The 12,842-nt window shown below is 49.9% G+C and carries 15 protein-coding genes and 1 riboswitch; of the genes, 14 read left to right on the plus strand and 1 reads right to left on the minus strand.

Features of this window, described 5'->3' with window-relative positions; genetic code table 11:
• The first annotated feature begins 27 nt into the window (after positions 1-27).
• The 4 genes from rsgA to KNO86_RS00340 all read left to right on the plus strand — a co-directional run bounded on the left by rsgA (position 28) and on the right by KNO86_RS00340 (position 2,929).
• Complete coding sequence (gene rsgA / locus KNO86_RS00325; protein WP_214693954.1) at positions 28-915, plus strand: ribosome small subunit-dependent GTPase A; 888 nt, start codon at positions 28-30, stop codon at positions 913-915.
• A gap of 3 nt (positions 916-918) precedes the next feature.
• Positions 919-1,575, plus strand: coding sequence for a ribulose-phosphate 3-epimerase (gene rpe, locus KNO86_RS00330; protein WP_214691791.1), 657 nt, complete (start codon positions 919-921; stop codon positions 1,573-1,575).
• A gap of 20 nt (positions 1,576-1,595) precedes the next feature.
• A riboswitch (TPP riboswitch) is annotated at positions 1,596-1,696 on the plus strand.
• 73 nt (positions 1,697-1,769) lie between these two features.
• Positions 1,770-2,345, plus strand: a complete 576-nt coding sequence (thiT, locus tag KNO86_RS00335) for an energy-coupled thiamine transporter ThiT (protein WP_074034820.1) — start codon at positions 1,770-1,772, stop codon at positions 2,343-2,345.
• Positions 2,342-2,929, plus strand: coding sequence for a thiamine diphosphokinase (locus tag KNO86_RS00340; protein WP_214691792.1), 588 nt, complete (start codon positions 2,342-2,344; stop codon positions 2,927-2,929). The genes thiT and KNO86_RS00340 overlap by 4 nt, the downstream gene beginning before the upstream one ends.
• Before the next feature lie 58 nt (positions 2,930-2,987).
• Here the strand turns inward: KNO86_RS00340 and rpmB are convergent, their stop codons facing one another.
• The gene (rpmB, locus tag KNO86_RS00345; RefSeq protein WP_015881349.1) at positions 2,988-3,176 is read right to left on the minus strand and encodes a 50S ribosomal protein L28; all 189 of its coding nucleotides are present in this window, start codon (positions 3,174-3,176) and stop codon (positions 2,988-2,990) included.
• Positions 3,177-3,428: 252 nt separating this feature from the next.
• Here rpmB and KNO86_RS00350 point away from each other — a divergent pair, with 252 nt between their 5' ends.
• From KNO86_RS00350 to acpP, 10 genes are all read left to right on the plus strand, one after another.
• Positions 3,429-3,791, plus strand: coding sequence for an Asp23/Gls24 family envelope stress response protein (locus KNO86_RS00350; RefSeq protein WP_015881350.1), 363 nt, complete (start codon positions 3,429-3,431; stop codon positions 3,789-3,791).
• Positions 3,792-3,813: 22 nt separating this feature from the next.
• Positions 3,814-5,493 carry a DAK2 domain-containing protein gene (locus tag KNO86_RS00355; protein ID WP_214691793.1) on the plus strand — a complete coding sequence of 560 codons (1,680 nt, stop codon included), beginning with the start codon at positions 3,814-3,816 and terminating at the stop codon, positions 5,491-5,493.
• Between the two features lie 63 nt (positions 5,494-5,556).
• On the plus strand, positions 5,557-6,219 hold the full coding sequence (gene sdaAB, locus KNO86_RS00360) for an L-serine ammonia-lyase, iron-sulfur-dependent subunit beta (protein WP_074034808.1): 663 nt from the start codon (positions 5,557-5,559) through the stop codon (positions 6,217-6,219).
• A 12-nt stretch (positions 6,220-6,231) separates the two neighbouring features.
• Positions 6,232-7,119, plus strand: coding sequence for an L-serine ammonia-lyase, iron-sulfur-dependent, subunit alpha (sdaAA, locus tag KNO86_RS00365; protein WP_214691794.1), 888 nt, complete (start codon positions 6,232-6,234; stop codon positions 7,117-7,119).
• Positions 7,106-9,136, plus strand: coding sequence for an ATP-dependent DNA helicase RecG (recG, locus tag KNO86_RS00370; protein WP_214691795.1), 2,031 nt, complete (start codon positions 7,106-7,108; stop codon positions 9,134-9,136). Before sdaAA ends, recG begins: the two co-directional genes overlap by 14 nt.
• 85 nt (positions 9,137-9,221) lie before the next feature.
• The gene (gene fapR, locus KNO86_RS00375) at positions 9,222-9,791 is read left to right on the plus strand and encodes a transcription factor FapR (protein ID WP_074034802.1); all 570 of its coding nucleotides are present in this window, start codon (positions 9,222-9,224) and stop codon (positions 9,789-9,791) included.
• The gene (plsX, locus tag KNO86_RS00380; RefSeq protein ID WP_214691796.1) at positions 9,788-10,777 is read left to right on the plus strand and encodes a phosphate acyltransferase PlsX; all 990 of its coding nucleotides are present in this window, start codon (positions 9,788-9,790) and stop codon (positions 10,775-10,777) included. The genes fapR and plsX overlap by 4 nt, the downstream gene beginning before the upstream one ends.
• A gap of 18 nt (positions 10,778-10,795) precedes the next feature.
• Positions 10,796-11,716 (plus strand): ACP S-malonyltransferase, encoded by a 921-nt coding sequence (gene fabD, locus KNO86_RS00385; RefSeq protein WP_214691797.1) that lies wholly within the window; start codon positions 10,796-10,798, stop codon positions 11,714-11,716.
• Positions 11,709-12,449 carry a 3-oxoacyl-[acyl-carrier-protein] reductase gene (gene fabG / locus KNO86_RS00390; protein ID WP_214691798.1) on the plus strand — a complete coding sequence of 247 codons (741 nt, stop codon included), beginning with the start codon at positions 11,709-11,711 and terminating at the stop codon, positions 12,447-12,449. The genes fabD and fabG overlap by 8 nt, the downstream gene beginning before the upstream one ends.
• A gap of 58 nt (positions 12,450-12,507) precedes the next feature.
• Complete coding sequence (gene acpP, locus KNO86_RS00395) at positions 12,508-12,747, plus strand: acyl carrier protein (RefSeq protein WP_074034794.1); 240 nt, start codon at positions 12,508-12,510, stop codon at positions 12,745-12,747.
• Positions 12,748-12,842: the final 95 nt, after the last annotated feature.

The raw sequence follows: 12,842 nt of genomic DNA on the forward strand, positions 1-12,842 counted from the left end.
GTCACCTCTTTTTTAAAGGAGGTAGTCATAATGAAAGGAACAATCATTCGCCTTCAAGGCGGGTTTTACGATGTGATGACCGAGACGAATCAAGAGATTCGTTGTCGGGCTAGAGGGAACTTTCGAAAACGCAACATCTCACCGGTCGTCGGCGACGATGTAGTGATTCAAGATCAAGAAGATGGGACCGGCTATATTTTAGAGGTGGAAGAGCGTCAAAACCACCTCGTTCGTCCGCCGATTGCTAATATCGATCAGGCGTTCCTCCTCTTTTCAGTAAAAGAACCGGCGTTTTCATATCATTTACTCGATCGTTTCCTCGTACTCATCGAGTCAAAGCAAATTCATCCGATCATCGTCTTGACGAAGATGGACTTGCTCGATGAACATGAAGTCGAGCCGATACAAGAAGCGATTGCACGTTATCGCGCCATCGGGTATGACGTGATTGAGACATCGACAGAGCATGCTCACGGAGTGGATGAAGTGCGCGGTCTTTTCAAAGAGAAGACGAGTGTCTTCGCCGGTCAGACCGGTGTCGGAAAAAGTTCGTTACTTAACGCCGTCGCGCCAGAGCTCGAGTTGGCGACAGGGGAAATCTCTAAATCACTCGGTCGAGGAAAGCATACGACGCGTCACGTGACGTTGATTCAATTAGCGGATGGTCTTGTTGCCGACACACCTGGATTTTCAAGCTTGGAGTTTCCTCAGGAACTTGAGGCAGATGAACTCAGGTGGTGCTTCCCTGATTTCGTCGAACGCCATGACGATTGTAAGTTCCGCGGATGTGCTCACCTGAATGAACCGGGATGTGCCATCAAACAAGCCGTTGAAAATGGTGAAATCGCTTCAACAAGGTACGAGAATTATGTTACCTTTATGGAGGAGTTAAACGATCGAAAACGGAGGTATTGACAGATGATTAAAATTGCACCATCTATTTTAGCGGCCGACTTTGCCAATTTGGAGGCGGAAGTGAAAGCCGTCCAAGAAGCGGGAGCGGACTATATCCATTTTGACGTCATGGACGGACAGTTCGTGCCGAACATTTCGATTGGTCTACCGGTCCTCACAAGCTTGCGTAAAAAATCAGACATGGTCCTCGATGTGCATTTGATGATTGATCAACCGGAACGCTATGTCGAAGACTTCGTGAAAGCGGGAGCGGACATCGTGACCGTTCACGTGGAAGCGACGAACCATTTGCATCGCGTTTTGCAACAAATCAAAGCGGCTGGCGCAAAATGCGGAGTTGTCTTGAACCCGCATACACCGCTCTCGACGATTGAGCACGTGCTTGCGGACGTCGACATGGTATTGCTCATGACCGTCAACCCAGGGTTCGGGGGACAAGCCTTCATCGAATCGGTCGTACCGAAAATTTCAGCACTCAGTCAGCTCCGCCAAGACCGTCAGCTTGATTTTGAGATTGAAATCGATGGTGGTGTCAACGCGGAAACGGCAAAATATTGCATCGACGCAGGGGCTGATGTCCTTGTTGCGGGATCAGCCATCTATAATCAATCAGATTATAAAGCAGCCATCGATAGCATTCGTGGCGCATCTCGTGTATAATCGACGATAGAACAACAAGATAGAGTCGCAAGGGGTGTCACATGATGTGGCTGAGAGGCATACGCTAACCCTTTGAACCTGTTCCGTTCACACGGACGTAGGGATGTGGCGAAAATGCACGTTGCGAATCCAAGCAGCATGGCGTTTACGTCATGCTGCTTTTTGTCGTTCAACCAAATAAAGGAGGAAGAAAGATGAAATCACGTTTCAAATTACAAGCGCTCATTGAAATTTCATTGTTTGCAGCGCTCGGGCTCATTTTTGATTTGCTCATTCCATACCGTTTGCCACAAGGGGGATCCATCAGTTTAGCGATGCTCCCGATCTTTGTGATGGCATTCCGCCACGGATTAAAAGGTGGTCTCGCGACAGGTGCCCTCGTCGGGACACTTCAACTCTTGTTCGGTGCCTATATTTTCACGCCTGTACAATTCCTGCTCGACTATACGGTCGCTTATGGTCTCGTCGGAATGGCCGGGGTGTTCGCGGGGCGTGTGAAGCAAGCTGCGAGCAACGGGGCGACGAAGACGCTTGCCACATATTTAGTACTCGGGGCGCTCCTGGGTTCGATGTTACGATACGCGGCGCACGTCATCTCGGGAATTGTCTTCTTTGCTGAATATGCAGAAGGTCCGGTCGTCGCCTATTCACTCGGCTACAATGCTACGTATATGGCACCATCCTTTGTCATCTCAGCCATCGTGTTAGTGCTCCTCTTCACGACAGCACCACGTTTCACGCGTGTGGCGACACGGGATCTCCGTCAATGAATATATTGATCGTCGCGGCGAGTCCGGAACCCATTCCGGACTTACCGCGTGATGCCGATTTTGTCATCGGTGTCGATGGTGGATATCAAAGATTATTAGATGAAGAGATCATGCCAGACGTCGTGGTCGGGGACTTTGATTCGTTTAAAGGACTACCGCCTGAGGAGGCGCTACGCTATCCTTCGGAGAAAGACGTGACGGACTTAGAGATTGCACTAGCGTTCGCGAGAGAACGCGGGGCGACACGGATGGATGTATATGGTGGCTTAGGCGGACGCATCGATATGACGTTTGCGAACGTCGGCTTACTTGAAGCGTATCCGGAGATGGTTCTTCACGGAGAAGGTCAAACGGTTTATCTCGTGAGAACAGGTAGCGAGGTCATTATGAAGCGAGACGGGCACTATCTTTCCTTCATGCCTTGGAAGACGGCCACGATCTCGATTGAAGGTGTCAAATATCCACTCGACCATCATGAGGTCAAGAGTGGGGAGGCGTTGACGATTTCGAATGAATGGACCGAAGCGTCTGCCCGATTGACGGTCCATCAAGGAATGGTTCTCGTCATGATCATCAAAAAATAAGCAAAAAAAAAATCCCATCGGCGAATGCCGCTGGGATTTATTCGTTCGTGTATAAGTATTATACGCGTTCAACGAGACCTGATTTAAGTGCGCGAGCTGAAACCCAAACGCGTTTCGGTTTACCGTCAACGAGAATACGAACTTTTTGTACGTTTACACCCCAAGTACGTTTTGTCTTGTTGAGTGCGTGCGAACGGTTGTTACCTGATTTAGGTGATTTACCTGTTACGTAGCATTTACGTGCCATGCGTTTCCCCTCCTTTTTTATGTGGGTTCGTCCTAATAGACACTCGTTTATATTAGCACGGCTTTTTTCCCGATGCAACTAGAAAATCGTACCATGACAAGAAAAAAACTTGACATTACTCTCAAGGATTTGAATAATGAATGAGGTTATCGCGTTAATTGACCGAGTTTCTGGAGCAGGTTCTTTTAATAACTAGGTACTTATTGTAGAATGTACATTAGGAATCATTCCGAATAAAGGAGGCTACTCCATATGGCAATTGAAATGAAGACAACATATGGCAATATTGACATCACAAGTGACGTCATCGCGACACTCGCAGGTGGTGCGGCGATGGAATGCTTCGGTGTGGTCGGCATGGCTTCACAAGCACAATTGAAAGACGGCATTGCTGAATTGTTAAAACGTGAAAATTATGCACGTGGTGTCGTCGTACGTCAAGAAGACGAAGACGTACATATCGACATGCACATCATTGTAAGCTACGGAACGAAAGTATCTGAAGTTGCATACAACGTGCAGAGCCGAGTGAAGTATACGCTTGGAGAAACTTTAGGATTAAACGTTTCGTCGGTAAATATATTCGTTCAAGGCGTTCGTCTGACGAATGACTGACGAAAACGGAGGAGGATTTGGTGTGGGTTTAAAACGTTTAGATGGATTGGCGCTCTCAAACATGATCGCGAACGGAGCGGCCAACTTGAGCCAAAACGCAGATTATGTGGATTCGCTTAACGTCTTCCCGGTTCCAGACGGAGATACGGGAACGAACATGAACTTGACGATGACGTCGGGTGCGAAAGAAGTAGCAGCGATGAACTCATCAGATATCGCAGAGGTGTCATCGAAGTTTGCTCGTGGACTACTTATGGGAGCACGAGGAAACTCAGGCGTTATTTTAAGTCAGTTGTTCCGTGGATTCGGTAAAGCGGTTGAAGGCAAAGCGGAACTGACAACGGTTGATTTTGCAGAGGCGCTCAAGCGCGGTGTCGACACGGCATACAAGGCGGTTATGAAACCGGTTGAAGGAACGATTTTGACGGTTGCTCGTGAAGCGGCCGACGAAGCGCTCCTTGCGTCAGAGTCGACAAGTGATTTCACTGAATTTATGAAACGTGTCATCGCAGAAGCGAAAGCATCGTTAGACCGTACACCGGACTTGTTGCCGGTATTAAAAGAAGTCGGCGTCGTCGACTCGGGCGGTCAAGGTCTTCTCGTCATCTACGAAGGATTCCTTGCAAGCCTTGAAGGAAAAGAACTCGAGAAACCACATGCACCTGTCATGGATGCGTTGATTGAGGCAGAACATCATGCTCATGCGGCACAAGGGTTCATGTCAACAGAAGACATCGAATTCGGCTACTGTACGGAGATCATGGTTCGTTTCCAAGACGATAAGTTAAAGGATACGCCGTTCAATGAAGACGCATTCCGTAACGAATTGTCAGAACTAGGGGATTCTCTCCTTGTCGTCGCGGACGAAGAACTCTTAAAAGTTCACGTTCACGTCGAGACTCCAGGTGAGGTCATCACGAAAGGTCAGCGTTTCGGTGAACTCGTTGCAGTCAAAATCGAGAACATGCGTCAACAGCACTCGACAATTCTCGAAGAAGAACACGGCGCAAATCAGCACGGTGTTCAACAAGCCGAGAAGCCAAAAGCACCATTTGCAATCGTAACGGTGGCAATGGGTGAAGGCGTCAGTGAATTGTTCCGTTCGCTTGGAGCGGCACATGTCATCGAAGGCGGTCAGACGATGAACCCATCGACAGAAGATATCGTTAAGGCGATTGAATCTGCACATGCGGAACATGTCTTTATCTTCCCGAACAACTCGAACATCATCATGGCTGCTGAGCAAGCGGCATCTGTCGCACCATGCGGCGTCTCTGTCATCCCGACGAAGACGGTCCCACAAGGTCTTGCGGCGGCAATCGCCTTCAACCCAGAGGCGGATGTCGAGATGAACGAACAAGCGATGAAAGTGGCTGCCGCGACTGTGAAGTCTGGTCAAGTCACTTACGCTGTTCGTGACACGAGCATCGATGGTGTGGAAATCAAGAAAGACGAGCATATGGCAATCGCAGAGAAGAAAATTGTTTCTTCATCGACGTCAAGCCTCGAAGCGGCTAAAAAGTTGGTCGATGCACTCGTCGAAGCAGACGATGAAATCATCACGATCTTAACAGGTGAAGGCTCATCTGAATCAGACGTGGAAGCGTTGACGTCATATATCGAATCTGTAAATGATGAGATTGAGATTGAAGTACACGACGGCAAACAACCGCTTTACTCTTATATTTTTAGTGTGGAATAAGCTGTTTCAAGTCCCTACCTTCTGTATAATGAAGGTAGGGATTTTTGAAAGGGGGAAAATGAAGTGAAATATCGTAGTGTGTTTGACATTATTGGTCCTGTCATGGTCGGGCCGTCGAGTTCGCATACGGCCGGTGCCGCACGCATCGGGCTGATGGCCGGGAAGTTATTCGGGCGAACGCCCCGCACCGCGCGCATCACGTTTTACGGATCGTTTGCGGACACGTATCGGGGTCACGGTACGGATGTCGCGATTGTCGGTGGAATCATGGGATTTGATACGTTTGACTTGCGGATTCCACAGGCGTTAGACATCGCTCGTGAAAAAGGGATCGAGGTCATCTTTGAGACGAGTGACTTGTTGACGGATCATCCGAATACAGCCCGTGTCTTACTCGAAGATGAGTTCGGGACATTTGAAATCGTCGGGATTTCAATCGGTGGGGGAACGATTGAGATCACGGAACTGAATGGGTTCCCGTTGAAATTGACAGGTGGAGGACCTGCGCTCGTCGTCTTGCATCATGATCGATTCGGCGCCATCGCTGCAGTGACCGGCGTTTTGGCAAACCATCAATTGAACATCGGGCATATGGAAGTGAGTCGTCACGAAAAAGGAATGCAAGCTTTGATGGCGATTGAGATTGATGAAACGATTCCTGCTGAAGTGATCGCAGAACTGGAACGGTTACCGCAAATCGAACGGATAGCTATTTTTGGGGAATAAGGAGAATGTGAGATGTTTAAATCAGTAGAAGAGTTAGTGACGATTGCCACAGAACGAGGCATCACGATTTCTGAAGTCATGATCGAACAAGAGATGCACGTCAGACGCTCGAGCCGGGAGGACATCATCGGGATGATGGACCGAAACCTCGAGGTCATGGAAGAAGCGGTTGAACGCGCCCTTCAAGGTGTTACATCGGTGACAGGATTGACGGGGAACGATGCCGTACTCATGCAAGAGTATATCCAATCAGGCAAATCACTGGCTGGAGACCTCATTTTAGATGCCGTGTCAAAAGCCATCGGGACGAACGAAGTAAATGCGGCGATGGGACGGATTTGTGCGACACCGACTGCGGGGAGTGCAGGCGTCGTACCTGGAACGTTATTCGCTGTGAAAGATCGTCTCGAGATGGACCGCGATGCGATGATTCGCTACTTGTTCACGTCAGGCGCTTTCGGTTTCGTGGTGGCGAACAACGCCTCGATCTCGGGAGCGGCAGGTGGTTGTCAGGCAGAGGTCGGTTCAGCGACCGGAATGGCTGCAGCCGCCATCGTCGAAGCAGCCGGCGGGACACCGGATCAGTCGGCGACGGCGTTCGCAATCGCCCTTAAGAACATGCTCGGTCTCGTCTGTGACCCGGTGGCAGGGCTCGTTGAAGTCCCATGTGTGAAACGAAACGCCATGGGTGGTGCCAATGCCATTGTCGCGGCGGACATGGCCCTCGCGGGAATCACATCACGCATTCCTTGTGACGAAGTCATTTCAGCGATGCATGAAGTCGGTCAAATGATGCCGACCGCATTGAAAGAGACGGCGAAAGGCGGACTGGCGAATACGCCGACGGCTCGTCGCCTCGAACGAAATATATTTGGAGCGAAAGAAGATGCAAAACAATGAACGACTGACGACTCTGAAAGGTGTCGGGCCAGAGATGGCCAAAAAACTAGAAGTGATGGGACTTGTTCGAATCGAGGACGTGCTAGAGCACGTCCCGTTTCGTTATGAGAATTATAACAGTGGGACCGTAACGACAGCCGTTCACGGTGACTTGGTCAAGTGGAGTGGGACGGTCCAGGCAGAACCGCTCGTTCGCTACTATAGTAAAGGAAAGAATCGACTTCAGTTCAGATTATTGTTAGAAGAACGTTATGCGGTCCAAGTGACGATGTTTAACCGCGCATTTTATAAAGAAAAGTTAGCAATCGGCGAGACCGTCACGGTCAAAGGGAAATGGGACATGAATCGGATGACGATCAGCGCGACCGACCTCGAGTTCGGTGCTCCGTCAGGCGGACTTCAACCAATCTATTCATTACGAGCGGGTCTAACGCAAAAGAACTTTAGTCGGATCGTCAAGTTAGCATTCGAACAAGTGGGCGAGCTTCCGGAGCGGGTGCCACCGTCCATACGGGCCAGGTATCGACTTGAGGACCGGATGGATATGCTACGCGGCATGCACTTTCCAGATACCGTGGAGACATATAAGCAGGCGAGACGAAGTTATGTTTATGAAGAATGCCTCATGTATCAATTGAAATTACAGGCGTTTCGGAAAATGGAGCGGTCAGGAAACGGTCGGGCCCTTCAACTCGATAAACATCAATTGAACGAGTTCGTCAAACGACTCGCATTTCCGTTGACGGGAGCCCAGACAAGGGTCATCCGTGAAATCGTATCCGATTTGGAGAAGCCAGAACGGATGAATCGATTGCTACAAGGGGATGTCGGGAGCGGGAAGACCGTCGTTGCCGCGATTGCCTTGTATGCGACCGTCATGGCTGGGTATCAAGGGGCGTTGATGGTGCCGACCGAGATTTTAGCAGAACAACATGCGACGTCTTTGCAGGAACTGTTTGAACCGTTTGGCATCACCATCGCCCTCTTGACGAGCTCGGTGAAAGGAAAGGCGCGAGAAGCGCTTCTAACGGCAATTCAATCAGGAGACGTCGACATCATCGTGGGGACACATGCGCTCATTCAAGGACCCGTCGAGTTTTCGAACTTACATTTGGCGATCACGGATGAACAACATCGATTCGGTGTCGAACAACGAAAGAAACTTCGCGATAAAGCGGAATTTGCGGACGTCTTATATATGACCGCGACCCCGATTCCGAGGACACTTGCCATCAGCGCTTTCGGAGAGATGGACGTCTCGACAATCGATGAGATGCCGAAAGGCCGAAAACCGATTGAAACATATTGGGCGAAGCAAGACCAAATCGACCGTGTCCATTCGATGGTCGACCGTGAATTGTCTCTCGGCCGTCAAGCATATGTGATCGCACCACTCATCGAGGAGTCGGATACGCTCGAGGTCGAAAGTGCGACGGCTTTGTATGAACTGTTGAAAGAACGGTTTCCGAACTATTCTGTGGGGCTGATGCACGGAAAGCTGTCGAGCGCAGAAAAAGACGACGTGATGAAGTCATTTGCTGACAACGCGACGCAAATTCTCGTATCGACGACGGTCGTCGAAGTCGGGGTGAACGTTCCGAACGCTTCACTCATCATCATCCATGACGCCGAGCGTTTCGGGCTAGCGCAATTGCACCAGCTACGTGGCCGCGTCGGCCGTGGTACCCATCAATCGTTCTGTATCCTCGTTGGAGACCCGAAGTCAGATGTCGGGAAAGTACGACTGAAAACGATGACAGAGACGAACGATGGATTCGTATTGGCAGAGAAAGATTTAGAGTTACGTGGTGCCGGTGATTTCTTTGGTACCGCGCAAAGCGGTCTTCCGAGCTTCCGGGTCGCAGATCCCGTTCTCGACTTGAAAGTGATGGAAGTGGCGATGCAAGATGCCGTGAAACTTCTCGGAAGCGACGCCTTTTGGCATGACGCCCAATATGAAGGATTACGTGGCTATTTGAAACAACTCGACCTTCTCGTTGGGGAAAGGTTAGAATAATACTTGAAAATGACGACTAAAGAATATATACTGCTATTAGTACCAGGTATTAAGTTCTTTAGCGATTAGTTTAGGAGGGAACTGAATGCGGGTACCTAAGAAAGAGCGGCAACGCTTGTTACAAGAAACGATTGAGCGCAACCCGTTCATCAAAGACGAAGAACTATCAAAACAGTTTTCCGTCAGCATCCAGACGATTCGACTCGACCGGATGGAATTAAAAATTCCAGAAGTGAGGGAACGAATCAAACATGTGGCTTCCGAGCACCTCGATGAAGTCAAATCGCTTTCAATGAGCGAGGTCATCGGTGATATGATTGACTTGAAACTCGATGACTCTGCGATTTCTGTCCTCGATATAGAAAAAGAACACGTCTTTAGCCGCAATGAGATTGCACGTGGGCACGTCCTGTTCGCGCAAGCCAACTCGTTAGCGGTGGCGCTCATCAATGATGAATTGGCGTTGACCACTAAAGCGGAGATCCGGTTTAGTCGCCAGGTCCATCTTGGAGAGCGAGTCGTTGCCAAGGCTCGTGTGATGAAGCTAAGAGGGGACGGGAGAACAGACGTCACGGTCGAAAGTTATGTCGGTGAGGAGCGCGTTTTTGAAGGCGACTTCACGATTTACCGACGTGGTGAGGAGGAACAAGCATGAAATTAGCAATTGATGCAATGGGTGGCGATCACGCACCGAAAGCAATCGTAGAAGGTGTGAAACGGTTCGTCGAACAATATCCGAATGAACCGATGAAACTCTTTCTAGTCGGTGACGAGGTGAAAATTGCCTCTTATGGACTTGACGATCCTCGTGTGACGGTCGTTCCAGCAAGTGAAATCATTACAGGTGAGGATGAGCCTGTTCGTGCGGTCCGCCGCAAAAAGGACAGCTCGCTCGTCGTAGCGGCAAACCTTGTCAAAGAGGGGAAAGCGGATGCTCTCGTGTCTGCCGGGAACACCGGCGCCTTGATGGCAGCGTCTCTCTTCGTCATCGGACGGATCCCAGGAATCGAGCGTCCGGCATTATCTCCGACGTTCCCTACATATACAGGTAGCGGTGTCGTCGTGCTGGATGTCGGAGCGAATCCGGATGCGAAAGCCGAACATCTTGTGGATTATGCGATCATGGGTTCACTGTATGCAGAACATGTCCGTGGCATCAAAACACCACGTGTCGCCCTTCTCAATATCGGGACGGAAGCCGGAAAAGGAAATGCGCTCACGAAAGAAGCGTTCCCCCTCCTTGAACAGGCCCCTGTCCACTTTGTCGGGAATGTCGAAGCGCGAGAAGCGATGTCAGGAGACGTGGACGTCATCGTGACAGAAGGATTTGCAGGAAACATCTTGTTAAAAGGTGTAGAAGGATCCTCAGCGATGCTCATGAAGATGATGAAAGAACAATTTACGAGCAACCTTGTATCAAAACTTGCCGCTCTCATCTTAAAACCGAAATTAAGACGATTGAAAGAAACGCTTGATTATCGTGAACATGGGGGAGCCGGATTATTCGGGATCAATGCGCCTGTCATCAAGGCACATGGATCGAGCGACGCACTTGCGATTGCGAGTGCGTTGAAACAGGCGAAAATCATGGTAGACCACGATGTCGTCGATAAAATCAAGCGTGCCAAAGCGATAGACTAAGCGAAAGCAGGTGAGGACATGGGGAAAGTAGCATGGGTGTTCCCAGGACAAGGCTCTCAAGCCGTTGGAATGGGACAGACCTTTTTAGACCAACCTGAAGCCCTTCAGGCAATCGGGCGTCGACTCGGATTTGACCTTCTTGAAGTCATGTCTGCCGGGTCGAAAGAAGACCTACAAGAAACAGAAGTCGCACAACCAGCAATCGTGGCACATGCCTCGTTGCTTGCACAAGCCTATGCGGCAAACGGTGCGACACCAGATGTCGTCATCGGACATAGCGTAGGGGAGTATGCGGCACTCGTCTCAGCGGGGGTCATCGATTTAGAAGAGGCGACCGTGCTCGTTCGAGAACGTGGTAATTTGATGTCTTCTGTGAAAGATGGGACGATGGCGGCAGTCGTCGGAATGACCGATCTTCAAGAAGCGCTTCATATCACTGAAAAAATTAGTGCGAGTGGGGACTTGGTTCAAATCGCTAACTTGAATTGCCCTGGTCAGTTTGTCATTTCCGGGCATATCGATGCGGTCGAACAGGCGAGTGTAGAACTGAAGGCAGCCGGCGCGAAACGGGTATTACCGTTAAATGTCTCCGGTGCGTTCCACAGTTCATATATGATGCCGGTGGCGACACGTTTCCAAGATGTCCTCGCCTCATCACCGTTCCAAGAAGCATCTGTCGATTTCATCTCGAACGTGGATGCGGCTGTACACCGTGAACCGGAACATCTGAAAGCGTTGTTGACGAAACAACTGTATTCGTCGGTTCGTTTTGAAGAATGTGTTCGAAAAGCGATTGCAGACGGGGTGGACACGTTCATCGAATTCGGTCCATCGTCACCACTTTCGGGGTTGATTAAACGAATCGATTCGAATGTATCGATTCAAAAGGCGACCACGTTGGAAGAAGTCGCCTCGTTAGGAGGAGAAGTTCGTGCATGATCAAGTAGCGATCGTGACTGGCGCGTCCCGTGGAATCGGTGCGGCCATCGCGAAACGTTTAGGGGAAGACGGCTTCCGAGTCGTCGTGAATTACTCGGGTAGTGAAGAAAAAGCAAACGCTGTCGTGGCGGCCATCATTGAAGCAGGTGGCGATGCTACGGCCGTGAAGGCGGACGTCTCAAACGCTGACGACGTTAAAGCACTCGTCAAGACAACGGTCGATACGTACGGACGTGTCGATTGTCTTGTGAACAATGCAGGCATCACACGTGACGGGTTACTCATGCGGATGAAAGAAGCGGACTTCAATGACGTCTTATCGACGAACTTGAAAGGCGCGTTCCTCACATCGCAAGCGGTCACACGATCGTTGCTCAAATCAAAATCGGGGCGAATCATCAATATCGCCTCAGTCGTCGGGATTACGGGGAATGCCGGACAAGCCAACTATGCGGCTGCGAAAGCAGGATTGATTGGGTTGACGAAATCAGTGGCACGCGAACTCGCAAGTCGTCATGTGACGGTCAATGCCGTTTGTCCAGGTTTCATTCAAACGGATATGACTGATGCCTTGACAGATGAACAGCGGAACGCTACACTCGAGCAAATTCCGTTCAATCGTTTCGGGCAAGTCGAAGATGTGGCGAATCTCGTCTCATTCTTAGCATCTGAACAAGCCGCTTACGTGACCGGTCAGACGATTGCCGTCGATGGCGGCATGACGATGGCGTAAAAGAGAACTTTACCAATAGACAGACATTTAATATACTTACCTTTGGAGGGATTTTATCATGACAAAAGAACAAATTTTAGTAGACGTACAAGAAGCAGTAGCAGAGAAGCTCGGGAAAGACATTTCTGAGATCACTGCAGAGAAATCGTTCAAGGACGACCTTGGCGCTGACTCGCTTGAAGTAATGGAAATGGTGATGGACCTCGAAGACAAATTCGACATCACGATTGAAGACGAAGACGCTGAGAAGCTTGCGACTGTTGGCGACGTAGTAGCGTATATCGAAACAAAAGTGTAATCAAGCCATCCCACCGCTCGGTTCCGAGCGGTGGGCTTGTGCTTATTCATGGAGGGAACTATGACAAAAGACAAACGACGGTTTGACCGTCAAGG

The organism is Exiguobacterium sp. s160, from assembly GCF_018617575.1.
In the GTDB taxonomy this organism is placed as follows: Bacteria; Bacillota; Bacilli; order Exiguobacteriales; family Exiguobacteriaceae; genus Exiguobacterium; species Exiguobacterium aestuarii_A.

Coding starts and splice junctions, on each gene's coding strand:
- plsX (WP_214691796.1), top strand. CDS start 9,788: ATGAAATTAGCAATTGATGCAATGGGTGGCGATCACGCACCGAAAGCA.
- recG (WP_214691795.1), top strand. CDS start 7,106: ATGCAAAACAATGAACGACTGACGACTCTGAAAGGTGTCGGGCCAGAG.
- fabD (WP_214691797.1), top strand. CDS start 10,796: ATGGGGAAAGTAGCATGGGTGTTCCCAGGACAAGGCTCTCAAGCCGTT.
- KNO86_RS00340 (WP_214691792.1), top strand. CDS start 2,342: ATGAATATATTGATCGTCGCGGCGAGTCCGGAACCCATTCCGGACTTA.
- fapR (WP_074034802.1), top strand. CDS start 9,222: ATGCGGGTACCTAAGAAAGAGCGGCAACGCTTGTTACAAGAAACGATT.
- thiT (WP_074034820.1), top strand. CDS start 1,770: ATGAAATCACGTTTCAAATTACAAGCGCTCATTGAAATTTCATTGTTT.
- KNO86_RS00350 (WP_015881350.1), top strand. CDS start 3,429: ATGGCAATTGAAATGAAGACAACATATGGCAATATTGACATCACAAGT.
- acpP (WP_074034794.1), top strand. CDS start 12,508: ATGACAAAAGAACAAATTTTAGTAGACGTACAAGAAGCAGTAGCAGAG.
- sdaAA (WP_214691794.1), top strand. CDS start 6,232: ATGTTTAAATCAGTAGAAGAGTTAGTGACGATTGCCACAGAACGAGGC.
- rpe (WP_214691791.1), top strand. CDS start 919: ATGATTAAAATTGCACCATCTATTTTAGCGGCCGACTTTGCCAATTTG.
- rpmB (WP_015881349.1), bottom strand. CDS start 3,176: ATGGCACGTAAATGCTACGTAACAGGTAAATCACCTAAATCAGGTAAC.